Origin of the sequence: Embleya sp. NPDC008237 (assembly GCF_042956465.1) — a bacterium.
In the GTDB taxonomy this organism is placed as follows: Bacteria; Actinomycetota; Actinomycetes; order Streptomycetales; family Streptomycetaceae; genus Embleya.
This window is the reverse complement of the sequence record NZ_JBIBGL010000004.1, coordinates 228817-246118: the sequence shown is the minus strand read 5'-3', so window position 1 is coordinate 246118 and position 17302 is coordinate 228817. Positions and strand designations below refer to the sequence as shown.

At 73.9% G+C, this 17302-nt stretch carries 16 protein-coding genes and 1 pseudogene; 8 read left to right on the top strand and 9 right to left on the bottom strand.

The genetic code is table 11. The features are described from left to right. Positions 1 to 80 precede the first annotated feature (80 nt). Complete coding sequence (locus ACFZBU_RS11510) at positions 81 to 848, top strand: hypothetical protein (protein ID WP_391583292.1); 768 nt, start codon at positions 81 to 83, stop codon at positions 846 to 848. Between the two features lie 65 nt (positions 849 to 913). Here the strand turns inward: ACFZBU_RS11510 and ACFZBU_RS11505 are convergent, their stop codons facing one another. After that, positions 914 to 2365 carry an FAD/NAD(P)-binding protein gene (locus tag ACFZBU_RS11505; protein ID WP_391583291.1) on the bottom strand — a complete coding sequence of 484 codons (1452 nt, stop codon included), beginning with the start codon at positions 2363 to 2365 and terminating at the stop codon, positions 914 to 916. A gap of 342 nt (positions 2366 to 2707) precedes the next feature. On the opposite strand from ACFZBU_RS11505, the gene ACFZBU_RS11500 reads away from it, so the two are divergent. Continuing rightward, complete coding sequence (locus tag ACFZBU_RS11500) at positions 2708 to 3790, top strand: LuxR C-terminal-related transcriptional regulator (RefSeq protein WP_391583290.1); 1083 nt, start codon at positions 2708 to 2710, stop codon at positions 3788 to 3790. 147 nt (positions 3791 to 3937) lie between these two features. Here the strand turns inward: ACFZBU_RS11500 and ACFZBU_RS11495 are convergent. Continuing rightward, positions 3938 to 4291 (bottom strand): annotated as a pseudogene (locus ACFZBU_RS11495) (VOC family protein); the annotation flags it as partial. A 246-nt stretch (positions 4292 to 4537) separates the two neighbouring features. On the opposite strand from ACFZBU_RS11495, the gene ACFZBU_RS11490 reads away from it, so the two are divergent. The 4 genes from ACFZBU_RS11490 to ACFZBU_RS11475 are packed head-to-tail and all read left to right on the top strand — an operon-like array spanning position 4538 to position 7807. Then, a complete protein-coding gene (locus ACFZBU_RS11490) occupies positions 4538 to 5635 on the top strand; it encodes an acyl-CoA dehydrogenase (protein ID WP_391583289.1) in 1098 nt (365 codons plus the stop codon). Continuing rightward, positions 5632 to 6447, top strand: coding sequence for a PIG-L deacetylase family protein (locus ACFZBU_RS11485; RefSeq protein WP_391583288.1), 816 nt, complete (start codon positions 5632 to 5634; stop codon positions 6445 to 6447). The genes ACFZBU_RS11490 and ACFZBU_RS11485 overlap by 4 nt, the downstream gene beginning before the upstream one ends. Further along, the gene (locus tag ACFZBU_RS11480; RefSeq protein WP_391583287.1) at positions 6444 to 7088 is read left to right on the top strand and encodes a methyltransferase; all 645 of its coding nucleotides are present in this window, start codon (positions 6444 to 6446) and stop codon (positions 7086 to 7088) included. Before ACFZBU_RS11485 ends, ACFZBU_RS11480 begins: the two co-directional genes overlap by 4 nt. Beyond that, a complete protein-coding gene (locus ACFZBU_RS11475; RefSeq protein WP_391583286.1) occupies positions 7085 to 7807 on the top strand; it encodes a glycosyltransferase in 723 nt (240 codons plus the stop codon). The genes ACFZBU_RS11480 and ACFZBU_RS11475 overlap by 4 nt, the downstream gene beginning before the upstream one ends. Before the next feature lie 160 nt (positions 7808 to 7967). Here ACFZBU_RS11475 and ACFZBU_RS11470 read toward each other — a convergent pair whose 3' ends face one another. From ACFZBU_RS11470 to ACFZBU_RS11460, 3 genes are all read right to left on the bottom strand, one after another. Beyond that, the gene (locus ACFZBU_RS11470) at positions 7968 to 9599 is read right to left on the bottom strand and encodes a phytoene desaturase family protein (RefSeq protein ID WP_391583285.1); all 1632 of its coding nucleotides are present in this window, start codon (positions 9597 to 9599) and stop codon (positions 7968 to 7970) included. After that, the gene (locus ACFZBU_RS11465; RefSeq protein WP_391583284.1) at positions 9596 to 10102 is read right to left on the bottom strand and encodes an SRPBCC family protein; all 507 of its coding nucleotides are present in this window, start codon (positions 10100 to 10102) and stop codon (positions 9596 to 9598) included. Before ACFZBU_RS11465 ends, ACFZBU_RS11470 begins: the two co-directional genes overlap by 4 nt. A 105-nt stretch (positions 10103 to 10207) precedes the next feature. Next, positions 10208 to 10336, bottom strand: coding sequence for an LPFR motif small protein (locus tag ACFZBU_RS11460; protein ID WP_391583283.1), 129 nt, complete (start codon positions 10334 to 10336; stop codon positions 10208 to 10210). 326 nt (positions 10337 to 10662) lie between these two features. Here ACFZBU_RS11460 and ACFZBU_RS11455 point away from each other — a divergent pair, with 326 nt between their 5' ends. After that, positions 10663 to 11916, top strand: a complete 1254-nt coding sequence (locus ACFZBU_RS11455) for a PP2C family protein-serine/threonine phosphatase (protein WP_391583282.1) — start codon at positions 10663 to 10665, stop codon at positions 11914 to 11916. Between the two features lie 23 nt (positions 11917 to 11939). Here ACFZBU_RS11455 and ACFZBU_RS11450 read toward each other — a convergent pair whose 3' ends face one another. Next, the gene (locus ACFZBU_RS11450; RefSeq protein WP_391583281.1) at positions 11940 to 12599 is read right to left on the bottom strand and encodes an ATP-binding protein; all 660 of its coding nucleotides are present in this window, start codon (positions 12597 to 12599) and stop codon (positions 11940 to 11942) included. Between the two features lie 553 nt (positions 12600 to 13152). After that, positions 13153 to 13521 (bottom strand): hypothetical protein, encoded by a 369-nt coding sequence (locus ACFZBU_RS11445; RefSeq protein ID WP_391583280.1) that lies wholly within the window; start codon positions 13519 to 13521, stop codon positions 13153 to 13155. Positions 13522 to 13847: 326 nt separating this feature from the next. Here ACFZBU_RS11445 and ACFZBU_RS11440 point away from each other — a divergent pair, with 326 nt between their 5' ends. Further along, a complete protein-coding gene (locus ACFZBU_RS11440) occupies positions 13848 to 14645 on the top strand; it encodes an inositol monophosphatase family protein (protein ID WP_391583279.1) in 798 nt (265 codons plus the stop codon). Positions 14646 to 14848: 203 nt separating this feature from the next. Here ACFZBU_RS11440 and ACFZBU_RS11435 read toward each other — a convergent pair whose 3' ends face one another. Beyond that, positions 14849 to 16066, bottom strand: coding sequence for an aromatic acid exporter family protein (locus ACFZBU_RS11435; RefSeq protein ID WP_391583278.1), 1218 nt, complete (start codon positions 16064 to 16066; stop codon positions 14849 to 14851). Between the two features lie 228 nt (positions 16067 to 16294). Beyond that, a complete protein-coding gene (locus ACFZBU_RS11430; protein ID WP_391583277.1) occupies positions 16295 to 17278 on the bottom strand; it encodes a ricin-type beta-trefoil lectin domain protein in 984 nt (327 codons plus the stop codon). Between the last annotated feature and the right edge of the window lie 24 nt (positions 17279 to 17302).

The following is a 17302-nucleotide window of genomic DNA, read 5'->3' as shown; positions in this document are numbered from 1 at the left end:
CGCGAAGGCCGTCGCGCGAGCCCCGCGATCATGTGGCGCAGCCGTGGTCGGCGGGACCCGGCTGGGGGATGGGGAGTCCTTTGTCGAAGCCGACCCATACGACGGCGGCGCGGACCGCGATCGCGGTCGCGGCGCTCGCGGTGACACTGCTCGCGAGCTGCACCGAGGCGCCGGCTCCGTCCGGGAATGCGGACGCCCGAACCACGAGCGACAGGCCGCAGGACAACTCGACGCTCGACGATCGGGTCCTGTACACCCGCGTCGCACTCGCGGCGTCGAGGGTACGCACCGTGCATGTGCGCGGCGTGGTGCGGGTGGGGAAGCGGACGATACGCACGGACCTGCGGTACGACCTCGGCACCCGCAACTACACCGTGACCGTCGAGGAGGTCGGCGTCGGCGCCTTCGATGTGGTCTCGGTCGACTCCGAGTTGTACCTCAACGGCGACGCCGGCACCTGGAGTCGGGTGGAACCCGGCCTGGCCGCACGGCTGACGGGCAAGTACGTACGGCTGCCCGCGGACAGCCCGCTCGTCGCCGAGCCGAACCGGATCAAGGGCCTCGCGGACACGCGCGCGCTCGCCGAGGGCATCGAGGAGAGCGAGCGGCAGGGTGACGTCGAGGTGGAGGGGCGCCGGATGATCGTGCTGTCCTCCCATGACGACGCCCTGGGCGATGTCCGGCTGTACCTCCCGGCCGAGGGAAACCTGCTGCCGACCCGGCTGACCATGGAAGACCGGGCCGACATCGGCGTCACGCTCGACTGGTTGGACTTCGACCGACCGGTCACCGTGCAACGCCCGTCCGCCGACCGCATCGTCGAACTGCCCGGGCAGCCACGCGTCTGAGCCCGTGCCACGCCGCCAGGGTGCCGGACTCGGCCTGCGGAGATTCCGTTCGGCGCAATGGTGGCTCAGCCTGCGGCCGACGGTCCGGGGGTTCGCAGGGCTGCCGCGGTGCGGGTCGCCTGTGTGGCCACGCCTGCGATGCTCGATGTGATGAACGAGCCGCCGGACAGGTCGCCGACCACATGCACGCGCGGGTCGGCGGGGAGCAGACCGCCGGAGGGGTGGAGGGTGGCCAGACCGTTGGCCGTCAGTGATCGCACCAGGGGTCGGGCGAGGTCCGGGATCGCCTGCGCGGACGCGTTCACCGCGTTGACGACGACGTGCGCGGTGTGTCGGCCCTCGGCAGTGTGCACCCGGAACCGCCCGTTCACCGGCTCGATCGCCTCGATGCCGGAAGAGACGGTGAGCTGACCGGAGTCCAGGAGTCGCATCAGCACGGACGCGTTCACCGGGACCATCGGCGAAGCGACGCTCGTGACCGTGCGGAGGTGGCGCCGCAGCCAGGCGCGGTCGGATTCACGCAACAGGTGCCATGCGTACGGGCCGACGCTGTGCGCCGTCTCCTGCACCACCCGACGGCCCACCCGCGGGTCGTCGACCGCGGCGAGTTGGCGCCGGAGCCGTTGCACCGGATCGTCGGTGCGGGTATCGCGGAGTTGGGCCGCGAGATCGTCGAAGTTCTCGCCCGTGTCCGCCAGTTCCATGCGCAGCAGGCCGACCAGGTCGTCGAGCGCGAGATGCCCCCGGGCGCGATGCAGCGCTGCCACCCGCTCGACGGTCACGTGGTTCGGGCGTCGGCCGTTCGGGCGCTGCCACACGTACGGGAGCACCCCGCTGCGCGACAGGAGCGTGATCCGCCCCGGATACCCGTGCGCGGCGAGGGCCACGACGACGTCGACGGCGGTCAGGCCGCTGCCGACGACCGCCACATCGTCACCGGCGGCGATGCGGTCGAGCGTGCCGGCGAGCGGATAGGGATCCGCCGTGAAGCCGGCCTGCCCGGCAAGTCCGTACGGGTCCGGGGAAGTTCCCCCTCCCACGCACAGCGCCACGCGGTCGGCCCGATACTCCTGCCCGTCGTCCGTACGCAGGACCGGGCGCGGGCCGGAGCGGGCGGCGATGTCCGTCACCCGCGCGGCCACGACGCGCACGGGCCGGCCCTGTTCGCCCAGTGCCGCCACGGCCTTCTCCGCGGTGTGGACCAGGTACTCGCCGTAGAGTGCGCGCGGGACCAGCGGTTGGCCGAGGAGCGGGTCGATGTGCTCGGCACCGCGTTCGCCCAGCCAGGCCGCGAAGTGGCCGAAGTCGCCGCCCCGGACCGACATGAGGGCCGGCGGCGTGTTGACCAACACCGCGTCCAGGTCCGGTCCGTACGGTCGCCCCCGCCACAGGTGTGGCGACGGCTCGAAGACCGTGATGGTGCCGGTCCCGCCCCCTGCGGCGTTGCCCTCGGTACCGGCCAGCGCGTCCAACAGGCCGACGGCTGCCGCGCCTCCCCCGACGATCGCGATATCCATGATGTGCCTCTCCGGTGGTCGTATGCCACCGACCCTGTCCCTCCTTGCCGTGGCGTCCCATCCCCCACTTCCGGGAGATCGGTCCGGAACGACCCCCTCGATCGAGGGGTACCGTGCCGTGTGGCCACAGGACAGGCTGGGGGCCGGAAGGTGCGGGGGAGCGGGGCAGGCCGGAGCCGGAAGGTGTGCGGCGTCGGGGCGGGACGGGGGCCTGAAGGTGTGCGGCATCGAGGCGGGATCGGGGGACCTGAAGGTGTGCGGCGTCGGGGGCTGGACGAGGGACCGGAAGGTGCCCGGGACCGGGGCGGGCGAATGGCGGGCCGATCGGTGGCGGGGGCGGGCATGAACGATCGACACGCACCCGTGCTGGCCGCCGCCGAACAGGCCGCCGACGCAATGGAGTTGTTCGGCCGCGTCTCGGCCCGGCTGCGGCGGCTGGTGCCGTTCCAGTCGGCCGTGTGGACCGCCGCCGACCCGGAGACCGGCCTGATCACCGCACCGATGCTGGTGCAGAACCTGGGCTCCGGGGAGGGCTGTGCGGCCTACTGGCAAAGCGAACTGCTGGAGGAGAACGTGCTGCCGTTCCGCGAGCTGGCCCGTGCCCCCGTACCGGCGGCCGGGTTGCGCGCGGCCACCGGCGATCTGCCCGCCCGCAGCGCCCGGTTCCGGCGCCTGCTGCTGTCCCAGGGCGTGCACGACGAGCTGCGCGCCGTGCTTCGGATCGGCGACCGGCCGTGGGGCCTGGTGAGCCTGTTCCGCACCACCGAGGCGTTCCGCCCGCAGGAGACCGCGCTGCTCGCCGACCTGTCCCGCCCGCTGGCCGGGCGGCTGCGCACGCTCGCCCGGCCGTTCACGTCCGCGCGCGGCACGGACTCCCCGGCGCCCGGCCTGATCCTCTTCGACGAATCCGGCGAGGCCATGTCGGCCAACGACGAGGCGCGGCACCACCTCGCGCGGCTGCCGGAGGGGCCGTCGTTCGGTACGCCGCTGGGGCTGACGCTGCCGATCTGGGTGATCGGCACGGCACTCCAGGCCCGCGCCATCGCCGACGGCCGGGATCGCGGCAGCGCCCGGGTGCGGATCCGGACCACCGAGGGCCGTTGGCTCAGCTGCCACGCCTCGTGCCTCACCGGACCCGGCGGCAGGCCCGGCCCGGTGGCCCTGGTCATCGAGCCCGCGACGCCCGCCGACCTGGCGGTGCTGGTCGCCGAGGCGTACGGCCTGACCTCACGGGAAGTCCAGATCACCCAGCTCACCGCACGCGGGCTGACCACCGCCGAGATCGCCACGGCACTGTTCATCTCGCCGCACACGGTCCGCGACCACCTCAAGACGATCTTCACCAAGGCCGAGGTATCCAGCCGGGGCGCACTGGTCGCCCGCCTGTTCACGGACCACCACTGGCCGGCGCAGCCGCAGCCGTAGCCGAGGTGACTCCGGCGCCCCCGGTCGACCACGCCTGCCCGGGCCCGGGATGTCCGGCGGCTGCGGAGGGTCGGGAGCCGCCTCCGGGGAAGTGCCGCACGGCCGGACGCGGGTCCCCGGGCCGCATCGCGCGGGAGCCGTACGTGACGGCCGGCCCAGCGCCTCGCTCCGGAAGTACCCGACCTCCTGCGAACCGTCGCAGGCCGGAGCTCCGATGAAGCCGCAGTCGGCGAGGAATGCGTTGCCCGGCGCGATGACGCAGAACTCGTTGCCTTCGGGGTCGGCGAGCACGACATGACCCTCCTCAGGGAGCCGGCCGATGTCGATGTGCCGTGCGCCGAGTTCCAATGCCCTGACCACCGTCCGCCGTTGGTCCGCCAGGGATGTGCCCGTCGGGTCGAAGTGCATTCGGTTCCGGTCGACCTTCCGCTCCCGGGTCGGCAGAAAGCGGATGCCGAACCCGGTGTCGTCAACCGGCAGCAGCGCAACGCCCTCGTGCGGATCGCGCGCCCCTCGTGTTCGACGTGATCATCGCCGGCTGAAGGGCCCACTTCCGTCGCACCCGCCCGTGCCCGGTTCCGTGCCCGGACGTGCAGGTGGGGAGCCCCCGGCCACGGATCCGCCGGTGCCGATCGGTGGCGCCGCCGGCCTCCCGGAAGCACCGGGCGGGCCGGCATGAGGCCGTGAGGCCAGGGGTAGCCGAGGTGAATGAGAACCCAAGGGACACCCGACGCACCGGCGGCACGCATGGGGGCAGGAGCGATCGACGGTGCCCCGGACGGGCACACGGCACTGGTGGAGAGCCGGTTCGCCCGGTTCGCGACCGGCCCCGGACGGGACCTCGCACTACCCGGTTCCGGTGCCACCGGCGCGCGGTGGCGGGCCCTGGCCGCGCTCGCCGAGCAGGATCTCGCGCTCGGCCGACTGGCGGAAGGGCACGCCGACGCGCTCGCGATCATCGCCGAGGTCGACCCGGGCGCCGCGAGGGTGCCGCCCGGGTCGCGCTGGGGCGTCTGGGCGGCCGAGCCGCCGGGCAGTCGGCTGACCGCGACGCCGCGGGACGGGACGTGGATACTCGACGGCGTCCGGCGCTACTGCTCCGGCGCGCTGATGTGTACGCACGCCCTGGTCACCGCCGATACCGCGGACGGCTCCCGGCTGTTTCGGATCGACCTCGACCACGTCGGCTACCGGCCCCGGCCCGACTCCTGGCCGGCGGTGGGCATGGCGGCCAGCCAGACCCTCGACGTCGAGCTCGACGCGGTACCGGGCCGGCCGCTCGGCGCGGTGGGCGCCTACCTGGACCGACCCGGGTTCCACCACGGCGGAGCCGGCGTCGCGGCCTGCTGGTTCGGCGGCGCCCGCGCGGTGGCCCGCCCGCTGACCGCCGCCGCCCGCGCCGGGCGCCTGGACGCGCACGGCCTGGCACACCTGGGCACGGTCGACCTCGCCCTGCACACCGCGGCGCAGGCGCTGCGCACCGCCGCGACGGAGATCGACGCGGATCCGGCGGACCGGTCCGGCACCGCCGAGGTTCGTGCGCTGCGGGTACGCGCGCTGGTGGAGCGCACCTGCGCCGACGTCCTGGAACATGTCGGGCGGGCCCTGGGTGCGGAACCGCTGTGCCACGACGCCGGGCACGCCCGCGCGGTCGCCGACCTCACCGTCTACATCCGGCAGCACCACGCGGAGCGCGACCTGGCCCGACTCGGCGCGCTGCTCGCCGCCGCACCGCCGGAACCCGAGCGAGTCGGGACCGAGCGAACCGGACCCGAGCGAACCGAGACCGGGGGGACCGAGACCGGGGGAACCGGGACGGAACGAACGAAGGCGGCCACCCGATGACGACCGAGCCCATGACCGAGCCCACCACTGCGCCCATCGCCGAGCACATCACCGACGCGGCACCGGAGCACGAGAACGCGATCCAGGCGCCCGGCACGCCCGAGCCCGCGTGGGCCCAGTGGCGCGGACTGGACCGCCTGCCCCGGGTCACCCCCCGGGTGGTCGGCGGACTCGTGGTGGTCGCGGCCCATCCCGACGACGAGATCCTGGGCGCGGGCGGGCTGCTGGCGAGCGTTCTGGACGCCGGCGAGCGGGTCCGGGTCGTCGTGCTCACCGACGGCGACGCCTCGCATCCGAACGGCCCGATCCCGCCGGCCGACCTGGTGGCCCGCCGGATCGAGGAGAGCAGGCGGGCCCTCGCCGTGTTGTCGCCGGGTGGGCCGGTCGCCGAGATCGTGCGCCTGGGTCTGCCCGACACCGCCGTCGCCGCACACGAGGCGGCCACGATCCCGGCCCTGGCCGAGTTGCTGGCCGGGTACGCACTGTGTGCCGCGCCGTGGTCCGGAGACCTGCACGCCGACCACGAGGCGGCCGGTCGGATCGCGGCCGGAGCGTGCGCGGCGGCCGGCGTCCGGCTGGTCGAGTATCCCGTGTGGATGTGGCACTGGGCCGAGCCCGCCGACCCGCGGGTGCCGTGGGAGCGGGCGGTCCGCATCGACCTGAACCCCGAACGGGTCCGCCGCAAGCAACGCGCGATCGGGTGTTTCGAGACGCAGATCGCACCGCTGCTTCCGGGGCTGGACGACCGGGTGATCCTGCCGCCGGAGGAACTCGCCCACTTCGAAAGGTCCTTCGAGGTGTTGTTCCGGTGAGCCGCATACCGCCCCCGCAGCACCGGTTCGAGGACCTGTACGCGCACTCCCCGGACCCCTGGCAGTTGGCCGAACGCGCCTACGACCGGCGCAAGTACGCGCTCACGCTGGCCGCCCTGCCCCGGGAGCGCTACCGCAGCGCATTCGAACCGGCCTGCTCGGTGGGGGTGTTGACCGCCGCGCTGGCCCCGCGTTGCGACCGGCTGCTGGCCTGCGACCTGGCGTCGGTCGCGGTGGAGCAGGCGCGGGCGCGAACCAGGGGCCTGCCCGGCGTCAGCGTCGAGCGGCGGACCCTGCCGCAGCAGTGGCCGACCCCCGCCGACGCACCGGACGCGGTCCCCTTCGACCTCGTCGTGCTCTCCGAGTTCCTCTACTACTTCGACCCGGCCGGCGTCGCGGACGTGCTGCACCGGGCCCGAGCCACGCTCGCGCCCGGCGGCACGCTGGTCGCGGTGCACTGGCGACCGCCCGCCGAGGAGCACGTACTGCCCGCCGAACGGGTACACGCCGCCGTGTGCGCGCTGCCCGGCCTGGTCCGGGTCGTCGAACACCGCGAGCCCGACTTCCTGTTGGACGTGCTCGTCCGGGCGGACGCGCCCGCTGCGGAGGTGTCGCCCGCGGCCCGTGAGGGGCTGCGTTGAGCCCCCGTCGGGCGGGCCGACCGGTGCGTGCGGTGGCGGTGGTCGTACCGGCGCGCGACGAGGAGGCCGAACTGCCGGGCTGTCTGGCCGCGTTGGACGTGGCCCGGGCACGCCTGGCCGCCCGGGGGGTGGCCACGACCGTCGTGGTCACCGCCGATCGTTGTCGCGACCGCACCACCGAGATCGCGCAGGCCTTCGGCGCCCGGGTGGTCGAATCACGCGCGGGCGCCGCGGGTGCGGCCCGAGCGGCGGGATTCGCCGCCGTGTTGGCGGAGGATCGCGGCGACCCCGAGGACCTGTGGCTGGTGAGCACCGACGCGGACAGCCGGGTGCCGCCGAACTGGCTGACCCGACAGGTCTCCTGGGCCGCCCGGGGCTGGGACGCGGTGGCCGGGACCGTTTCGGTGATCGACTGGAGCGGCCATCCACCGGGCAGCGCCGCCGCGTTCGCGACTCGGTACGACTCCTGGAGCGGTCGCTCGCCGCACGTGCACGGCGCCAACCTCGGCTGTTCCGCCGGCGCGTACCTGGAGGTCGGCGGCTTCGCCCCGCTGGCGGTGGGCGAGGACCGGGCCCTGGTGGAAGCCCTGGAGGCGGCCGGCCGCCGGGTCTTGCGCACCGCGGCGTTGCGGGTGCTGACGTCGTCCCGCCTGGACTACCGGGCGCCCGCGGGCTTCGGCCACGACCTGCGCCGACAGGCCGACGCCATCGGCGGCTGACCGCCCGGCACCCCACGCGCGAGCACCGCGGCCCGGCCCTACCCGCCTGCCCGCGCGATCGCCTCGCCCGCGCCGAGGCCGCACCGGAGCGAGTCCGCGCGGATCGAGACGTAGGTGAACCCGTTCGCCCGGTGGCCGTCTCGGCGCGCCCTCGGTGGGCTCAACGGTCCTGTGCGGGGGAGCCGTGGCGGGTGACCGGGCGGCGGCGGATGGTGCGGGTGAGCGCGAGACGGTCGGTGCGCAGGGCGGCGCGGGCGGCATTCGCGCCGCAGGCCCCGTGCACACCGCCGCCGGGGTGAGCGGAGGCGGAGGCCAGGTACAGCCGGCGGACCGGCGTCTCCGAACGGCCGAGGCCGGGGACGGGGCGGAAGATCAACTGCTGGTGAAGCGCGGCGGTTCCGCCGTTGAGGGCGCCGCCGACCAGGTTCTCGTTCGCCGCCTCCAGAGCGAGCGGGGACAGGATCCGGCGCGCGGTGATCCGTGCGCGAAACCCCGGGGCGAAGGATTCGACGCGTGCTTCGACCCGGTCCGCGTAGGCCTCCGCCTCGGCGGAGTCCCAGCGTCCGGTGAGGCTGCCGCCTAGATCCTCGGTGACGTGCCGGGGCACGTGCGTGTACGCCCATGCGGATTCCGTCCCGGCGGGGGAACGCGTGGGGTCAGTCGTGGTCATCTGCCCCAGGAGCAGGAACGCGTGGGCGGGCAGTCTGCCCGAGCCGACCTGCACGGCGTAGTCGGAGAGTTCGGTGAGATCGGCGGCGACATGCACGGTCCCGGCGCCGGCCGCCTCGGGCGCGGTCCACGGGATCGGCCCGTTCAGGGCCCAGTCGACCTTGAACGTCCCCAGGTCCCAGGCGAATCGGCGCAGGTCCTCGCGCAACCGGGTCGGCAGGTCGTCCCAGGAGACGAGGCCGCCGTACAGCGTCGGCGCGGGCACGTCGGCCAGTACCGCTCTGCGGGCCCGCACCGCCTCGCCGTCCGCGGTGCGTACGCCCAGGGCCGTACCGCCCCGTACGACGACCGACGTCACCCGCGAGCCGCAGCGCACGATGCCGCCCTTGGAGGTGAGACGTAGGACGAGCGCGTCGGTCAGCGCGCCGGCGCCACCCATCGGGGCGGGCCAGCCATACTGTTGGCCGAGCATGGCCAGGAGCCAGCCGAATGCCGCGCTCGGCACCGCGTCCGGCAACAGATCCGCGTGCAGGGCGCAACCGGCCAACAACATCGTGGCGCCGACGTCGGAGAACTCCTCCTCGCCCAACCTGCGCACGGGCAGCGCCATCATCCGCGCGAAGCGCAGCGCATCAGCCCTGCCCAGTCGCATGGCGAGGGCGGCGCCCGATCGAATCGGCGGGAAGGGAGAGAGGAGCGAGTTCACCACATGCGGGTCCAACCGGTCCCACAGCGCCGACAACCGGCGCCACCCGCTCGCGTCGTCGGCGCCGAAATCCGCCGCCAGCCCCGCGGCCGTGGCATCGACGCCGTGACGCAGCGTGGCACACCGGCCGTCCGGGAGCGGGTGGGCGAGCACCGAGGGGGCACGGGACCACCGGAGTCCGAACTCGTGCAGGTTCAGTGCCGCGATCGCCGGCGAGGCCGCGGCGAGCGGATGGAAGGAGCTGAACAGGTCGTTCACGAAGTCCGGATGCACCCCGCGGTCGCTGCGCACCGCGCCGCCGGGCACCTCCCGGGCCTCCAGTACCTCGACCCGCCATCCCTGGTCCGCGAGGATGTTGGCGGCCACGAGTCCGTTCGGACCGGCCCCGACGACCACGGCGTCAGCGTCGTCGGTCATCGGTCTCCTTCGAGTCCGCGGCCGGTGTCGAGCGTCGGCTCCCGCGCTTCGGATTCCCCGGCCTCCTCTCCCGGGGACTCCTCGGCGACCCGGGCGAGGTTGTGCAGCATCCTTCGGTTGCGCAGGTGCAGAAGGAGCTCGCCCGGCGGCCCGTGGAGACGGGCGGCCGGCCCGCGCAGCGGATGTTCGTCCACCAGGACCAGGGTGTCGGTGTCCCACGGGAGCAGTTCGATGCCGATGCGAGCCGTCCCCAGCGGCGATGCCACGGCCTCCAGTTCAAGGCGGCTGCCCGGGACACAGAGCCGAACGACGCACTCGTCCCGGAACGTGATCGGCCCGAAACCGATCGTGTACTCCAGGCGGGCCCCCTGGCGGGGCCATGCCTTGTCGGCTCGCTCGATGCTTCGGGTGCCCACGACCCACTCGGCGTAGCGTTTGGCATCCGCGAGTACGTCCCACACCCGTGCGGGATCCGCGTTGATCAATTGTTGTCGTCGCGCCATGCGCGGCGACTACCCGGTCCCGGCCACCCATACCCGGAACGCGGACCCGTTCGTGGTCCGCGGACCCGCCTCCGCCCTCCGGGGGGCGGAGGCGGGGCGGGCGGGTCAGTGGCGGCCGTGGGCGCTGTCCGATGCGCCGCCGAAGAGTCGGGCGACGGCCCGGAAGGGGAGGGTCACCACCGTGGCGATGGCACCGCCCACGGACCGCAGGACATCCGCTATGGCCTTGAACATCGGTGGTACCTCCGACCTGTCTGCCGGCGGACATCCGGCGACCGCCGGGCACTGCCCCGTACGGTGCGTCTGCCCGATGGAGGATCGAGAAAACCGGCCCGATTCCGCGGCTGGAGCGCACGCACATCCCTCGGTCACATGCGGGTGGTTCGGGTGGGTGCCGACCGGTGTCGACGGGAACTGCGCAGGGTGCGAGAGCGTCGTGGGCCGGTGTTGCGGGCAGTCCGGGGCCGGCTCTGTTACTTTCGGATGCTGCCCGACCGGCAGCAGCCGAGCGATGTCGTGTTCGACAGCCGGCAATCGGGCCCGAATCAGACAGGACGCCGGTGAAGCCCCTTCCCAACGATGTGGCCACGGCGGGCGGGCTGCTCCGGGCCACTCGTCATGCCGTCATAGAGGATCTCCCGAGGCTGATCGCCGCGCACGCCCGACCATTGGGGCTGTTGCGTCCGCTGATCTACCTCGTGGACGTGCAGCAGCAACTGCTGCGCCTGCTTCCCGGCCGCGGCACGGACGAGACGGTGACGGACCAGGACCCCGATGCGCCCGAGGCGGAACTGCGGGTGGACGCCACCCTGGCCGGCCGGGCCTTTCAGAGCGCCGAGCCCGTGGAGGCCCCGGCGGGCGCGGAGCAGGGTGCGCCCGGGGAGACGCGGACGAGGCGGCTGTGGCTTCCGTTGACGGACGGGGCCGAACGCCTGGGCGTGCTGGGTCTGGAGACGGACGAGATCGACGACGCCGTCCTGGAGCGGGCGCTCGACCTCGCTTTCCTGGTGGGTCTGCTCCTGGTGAGCAAGCGCGCGTACAGCGACTCCTACGAGCGCCTGGTACGCACCCGCCCGATGGGGCTCGCCGCCGAGATGCAGTGGACCCTGATGCCGCCCGGCTCCTTCGCCGGCGAACAGGCCACCGTCAGCGCGGCCTTGGAGCCCGCGTACGAGATGGGCGGCGACGCGTACGAGTACGCGGTCGACGGCGACACCGCGCACCTGGCCGTCTTCGACGCGATGGGCCACGACACCTCCGCCGGCCTCACCGTCGCCCTCGCCCTGGCCGGCTGCCGCAGCAGTCGCCGCCACGGGGTGGGCCTGGTGGAGACGAGCGAGGCGATCGAGGCCGCCCTCCTGGAACAGTTCGGCCGCAGTCGCTACGCCACCGCGATCATCGGCCGGCTCGACCTGCTGAGCGGCATGTTGACCTGGGTCAACCGCGGCCACCATCCGCCGGTCCTGGTCCGCAACGGCCAGTGGGTCGCCACTCTGCAACGCCCGCCGGCGCACCCGATGGGCACGGCCATGGGCCTGCCCGTCGAGCTGTACGAGGAGCAGCTGGAACCCGGCGACTGGCTCCTGCTCTACACCGACGGCGTCACCGAGGCCCGCAACCCGGAAGGCGAGGTCTTCGGACTGGACCGCTTCGTGGACTTCGTGATCCGGCACATAGCCGATGGCCTCCCCGCGCCCGAGACCCTGCGCCGACTGATCCGGGCGATCCGCGAATACCACCGCGACCGGCTTCAGGACGACGCCACCATCCTGCTCCTGCAATGGCACGGCGCCGTCCGCCCGGGGTTCGGCTGACCGGACCGAGTGGGGCCGCCTGCTCAGGCCGCGGGTCGGGCCGTGGCCAGGAGGTGCACGAGCATCAGGCCCGACCCCCGTCGGCGCGTGCGCCCCACCAGGGTGGACACGACGGCGCGCGCGGTCGAACCGATTGCGCCGGCCCGTCGCCACACGTCCGCCACCGGTAGGCCCGCTCGGGCCCGACGACGGGTCGTGGGCGGGCCCTCGGGCCACCGCGACACGAGCGACGCCCGGATCAAGGAGGTCCTCGCTCGGGCGCTCGACCGCCTCGGGCGGTGCGAAGCGGCGGCGGTGGGGGCGTCGATATCGGCCCAGACGGTCTTTCCGCCCCGGTGGGTTCGGACGCCCCAGTCGGTGGTGATCGTGTCGAGGATGTGCAGCCCGAAACCGCCCTCGTGTTCGGGGCCGGTGTCGCGCCGGGTCGGCATCCGGGGATCGGTGTCGGTGACGGACAGCCGCGCCCCGCGCCGGGTCCGACGCAGGGCCAGGGCCACCTCCCCGTCGGTGTACAGCTGCGCGTTGGTCAACAGTTCGGACAGGACCAGGACGGCCGGCGCGACCCGGTCCTCGTCCCAGCCCCAGTCGGCGAGCGTGGTCCGCACCGCCTTCCGGGCCCGCCCGGAAGCACCGGTCCGTCGTGGCACGCGCCACCGGACGAGGGAACGACGAAGTCGAAACATGACCCTCCTCAAGGGACACGAGGGCGGACGGCGGACGGTACTTCGGCTCGACATCGGCGCGCGGACCGCCAGGAAACGGAGTCCTCGACCGGGTTCTCGTCCGGACGGCCCACGAGTGCGATCCGAGCCGGCGAGCAGCCACGACTCCTCCGCGCGGTCGTGACGAGCCCGCTGGTGCGGCCCCGGCAATCCTGTCGCAGCCGGCACCGTCGTGCCCGCACACCTGCCCGCCGACGGGCGCCTCAAGCGTCACCCATTCGACTGTTCCGCACCCGTCGGTCAGGGCGGTGCGGCGGCCGGCCCGGTTCACCCGGTCGGGCGCGTGCGCGGCGTCGTCGCCGGGGCAGGGATGGGGCGCGCGTGGTTCCTCCCCCGATGGGGGCTCCGGGGGACTGCGTGTGCTGGGCGTCTCCTCCCAACCGAGGGGGAGGAGGCGCCCGCGCGCTCGGGTGCCGGGCGTCGGATCCCCGGGTTCGTGGTGGTTGCCGACGACCCGGACGGCCCGGTCGAGGCGCGGCTGTGGCGGCCGGGCGGCGGGCGGGCGGGCGGGGCGCTACGGCATGGACGATGGTGGGCCGGCGACGGCGGCGTGGACTCCGGGCGGACCGTCGCCGCCCGGCTGCGCCCCTCGCGGATGGGGAGCCGGACCGCGGGCTTCGTCGTCGAGCGTGTCCTGTATCAGCACGTCCGCGTCGTCGGAGCCGGTGTCGTCGTCGGTGCCCGACCGTTCCGAACGCCGCGCCGGATCCGCGCTCGCACGTCTTTTGGGGGGTGGAACGGCGGGAGCGAAGTTGGCGAAGGGTTCGGCGGCGGCGATCAGGTCGGCCAGGGCCGGTGAGGTCGCGGCGTCGGGATGGGCGGCGAGTGCCCGGCGGGCGGCTGTGACCGCAGCGCGCAGTTCCTCGTGTCGGGTGGTGGGCATCGGTGGGTCCTTCTCCGGGTCGGTGTCGGTCCGGGGCCGTGCCCGACCGCGGGGTGTTCGAGTCCTACCCTCCCACCGGTTTGCGGAAGCAGGGGCCGGATCGGGTCCGCCCCGGGGCCCGATCCGCTGTTCTGCGCGATTCGGAGGCGATCGAGTCGGGGCCGAGTCGGAGCCGGAACCGCCGTGTGGCGGAGCGCGGTTGGGTGGTGCCGGTCGTCCCGTGGCAGCGGGGAGCGGTCGTCGGTGCGTTCGGGCGAACGATCCTCGCGTTTCGCGGCATGTCGCGTCACCGGGTGCCACCGAGGGACGCCGGTAGGGTGCGGAGCATGATCAACTCATCTGCGGGTCTGTCCGATGCCGAAGTTGCGATAGCCGCGGCGAGTGCCGGCGCGGACGTGGTGCGTGACCTGTACGGGCGGCGACTGGCCCGGATCGACAAGGGCGGAGGGGACTTCGCCACCGCCGCCGATGTCGAGGCGGAGAAGACGATTCTCGGCGTGATCGGCGCGGCGCGACCCGAGGACGCGGTGCTCGGTGAGGAGGGCGGGCAACGGGGCACAGCCGAGGCCGCGCGCCGGTGGCTGGTGGACCCCCTGTGCGGGACGTTGAACTACGCCGTCGGCACCATGGTGGTCGCCGTCAACGTGGCGCTGCGCGAGGGCGCGGCCGCGGTGGCCGACCCGTTCGGCGGCGAGATCTTCCACACCGACGGCGCGAGCGCGTGGGTGCGACGCGAGGGCGCGGACACGCAGTTGGTGCCCTCGTCAGCCTCGCGGTTGGTGGATGTCAACCTGGATCCGCCGTTCCCGAACGCGCCGGGCTTTCGAGCCGTGGACCTGGTGGCCCATCCCGGGTTCGTCGAGCGGTTCCGGCCGCGGGTGGTGTCCTCGACGCTGGCGGTGGCCTGGGTCGCGGCCGGCAAGCGCGCCGCGTACGTCACCGACGGCGGCGACCTGTCGGGGAGTGTGCACTTCGCCGCCGGGATCGCGGTGTGCCGGGCGGCCGGTTGTGTGGTCACCGGGATCGACGGCGCCCCGATCGGCGAGGCGGGTCGCGGGCTGGTCGTGGCCGCCGACGCGGAAACCCACGGGCTGCTGATGTCGATGATCCACCGCCGAGGCTGAACGCGGTACGCCCGCCCGTCGGTGGGCGGGCGTCGGGCACGGGCGGCGTCGTGGTGGTAGGCCGCCCGACCGTCGTGCCGGGTACGGCCGGGTTGCGGGCCGCTCGCGCGGGCCGATCTCGTCGAACTCCGACCCGCGCGGGTGTGCCGGCCACCGCTGCGATCGACCGGGGCTTGCCGACATGTCGTCCGCGACGAGCCCGCTCAGTCGACGACCGGATGTCGGCCGGTGTCCGAGCCTGCGTCGAGATCGCCCAGCAGTCGGCCCGCCTCGGCGAGCAGGGAACCCGTCAGTGCGGTGGTCAGCGGGCCCGACCGCGCCGCCTCGGGCAGGCGCTCGGTCAGGACGGTGTGGATCTCGACGGCTCGGGACACCTCGCGTCCGGCACGGCGCAGTCGGGTGTCCGGTGAGCCTGCCGCGTCCGGTGGCACCGACGTTCCGGTCGCGGCCACGGCCCCGCCGTACTCGCGCACCGCGCGGGCCAGGGCATCCAGGAAGTCGGCATAGGGCGCCAACGTCCTTCCGTCCGGCGTCAGGTCCATGCCGTCCTCCCGCGCGGTGTCGCGAATCGTCCTGGTGATCGCGATCGTGCGGGCGACCAGGTTCTCCAGCGTGGGCAGGAAGCCGTGCTCGATCTCAGGCACCGGGCCGTGGCGGTGCCTGCGCGGATTCATCCGCACGCTTTCGCGCGCGTGTTCGGTGGCCGCCCGCAGATCCTCCCAACGGCGGGAGACCCGCAGTGCCCGGCGATACCGCTCGTCCGCTGCCGCCGCGTTCCACTCCACGCGCAGTCCGGCGGCCGATGCGGCCAGGATCTCGGCGATCTCGTCCGCGACGTCGAGTGCGGCACGACGGCTGTCCCGCAGGTGCACCGGTGGCCACACCAGGAAGTTCACCGCGAGCCCGATCGTCGCGCCGAGCAGCGCCTCGCCGAGCCGGTGGCCGATCGTGGCGCCGGTGACCGGGCCGTAGGAGAGCACGAACAGCGCGCTGGTCGAGCTGTACATGCCCTGATCGCCGAACCGCCGCCAGTTGCCCAGCAACATCGTGATCGGCAACACCGCCGCCATCGCCCCGATGGTGCTGCCGCATGCCGCCCAACCGACGGCGGCGATCAGCGTTCCGAACGCCATCGACACCAAAACCTGGAGGGCCTGGGCCACCGACCGGTACACCGTGGCCTGCACGAGCACGATCGCCACCCAGGGCGCCATGATGGCCATCGGGGCCCGCAGCCACCACCCGGCCACGGCCCAACTCAGCACCGCCGCGAACGCGGCCTTGGCCGACTGCCGGACCAGATCCCGCTCGCGCCCCGGCCCCCGCCAGGCTCGGGCGGTCGACCGCCCGAGCCCGCGAAGCTCGGCCCCGACCATTGCGGGCACACCGGATGTGCGTCGACCCCAAGAAACACCGGACATGATCCGAGCCTGTCCCGCGGCCGCGAGTTGACACCCGTGCCATCCGGTGCAGCGCACCGCCCTCCCCGAAGGATGCCTGCGGCGTTGCGCGTGTGTGCGCCGGCACACGCCGTTGATCGGCCGGTGGGGCGGGGCCGCGGCTGCGATCATGCGCAAGCGCTGCGGGCCTACTCGTCACCCGCGGCGCGATTGCCTGCGACGGGTGACGGGTACGGTCGGCGGTCGGTCTCAGCCGCGGGTCCACACCTGATTTGTGCCGTAGTGGCAGGGGTGGAGGCGGATCGCCGCGCCGTCGCGGGTGTTGAAGTCCCACAGGTCGACACACATGTTGGACGCCTTCGCGTAGATGTTGTTGCCGCGGAGGGCGAACTGCTGGGCGGGGTTTCCGCTGCAGTAGGCGAGTTGCACGACCGTGCCCTTGGCGGTGGAGCCCCACGCCGCGTCCATGCACAGGCCCTTGGTCCGGATCGTGCCGTCGGATCTGATGTCCCACTTCTGGTTCACGTCGCCGTTGCACGACCACTGGATCAGCGGTGTGCCGTCGGAACCCGCGGACCCGCTCAGGCACTTGCCGGTGTATCCGTTCCGCAGGGGGTTGCCCGGGACGTTCGGCCGCGGCGGCTGAGCGGGCGGGGGTGCCGCGATCCTGGGCTGCTGCGCCGGGGTGGTCTCGACCGGCCCACGGGGGACGGACCGGGGCACCTGCGGTTTCGTCGCGGGCGGCCCGGCCGCAGGGGGCCGCTCCGCGCTCGGCGCCTCGGGGCCGGCTGCGGCGGGTGCCTCGGGAGTGCCCGCGGGTGGCGCCCCGGCGCCCGTCGGCGACGCGGCGGACTCGCCGGGCAAGCCGGGGGATCCCGGTGCTCCGGGTGCTCCGGGTGATCCGGGTGTTCCCGGAGCCCCGGACGATCCGGGAGCCCCGGGCGGCCCCGGCGAGCCGACCGTCCCGGATCCGCCGGACTTCGCGTTCCCGGGCGCCCCCGCGGCGGCGACCACCCGGTCGCCGTCCGCCGGGTCGCCGCTCGCCCCGCTCGGGGTCAGGGCCACGGCCAGCGTCGTGACGGCGGCGATGCCCGCGGCCGAGCCGAGGGACACCCACACCCGACGCCCCGGCAGGAGACCGCGACGGGGACGGGCCGGACGGCGGGCGTACGCCTGCGCCAACGACGGCGCGGACGAACCGACGTGCGGGCCGGCTTCGTTGGGTTCGGACACGAGCTCTCCTCCATGGGCACGACA

Coding starts and splice junctions, on each gene's coding strand:
- ACFZBU_RS11505 (WP_391583291.1), bottom strand. CDS start 2,365: ATGGATATCGCGATCGTCGGGGGAGGCGCGGCAGCCGTCGGCCTGTTG.
- ACFZBU_RS11500 (WP_391583290.1), top strand. CDS start 2,708: ATGAACGATCGACACGCACCCGTGCTGGCCGCCGCCGAACAGGCCGCC.
- ACFZBU_RS11490 (WP_391583289.1), top strand. CDS start 4,538: ATGGGGGCAGGAGCGATCGACGGTGCCCCGGACGGGCACACGGCACTG.
- ACFZBU_RS11485 (WP_391583288.1), top strand. CDS start 5,632: ATGACGACCGAGCCCATGACCGAGCCCACCACTGCGCCCATCGCCGAG.
- ACFZBU_RS11470 (WP_391583285.1), bottom strand. CDS start 9,599: ATGACCGACGACGCTGACGCCGTGGTCGTCGGGGCCGGTCCGAACGGA.
- ACFZBU_RS11465 (WP_391583284.1), bottom strand. CDS start 10,102: ATGGCGCGACGACAACAATTGATCAACGCGGATCCCGCACGGGTGTGG.
- ACFZBU_RS11460 (WP_391583283.1), bottom strand. CDS start 10,336: ATGTTCAAGGCCATAGCGGATGTCCTGCGGTCCGTGGGCGGTGCCATC.
- ACFZBU_RS11450 (WP_391583281.1), bottom strand. CDS start 12,599: ATGTTTCGACTTCGTCGTTCCCTCGTCCGGTGGCGCGTGCCACGACGG.
- ACFZBU_RS11445 (WP_391583280.1), bottom strand. CDS start 13,521: ATGCCCACCACCCGACACGAGGAACTGCGCGCTGCGGTCACAGCCGCC.
- ACFZBU_RS11440 (WP_391583279.1), top strand. CDS start 13,848: ATGATCAACTCATCTGCGGGTCTGTCCGATGCCGAAGTTGCGATAGCC.
- ACFZBU_RS11435 (WP_391583278.1), bottom strand. CDS start 16,066: ATGTCCGGTGTTTCTTGGGGTCGACGCACATCCGGTGTGCCCGCAATG.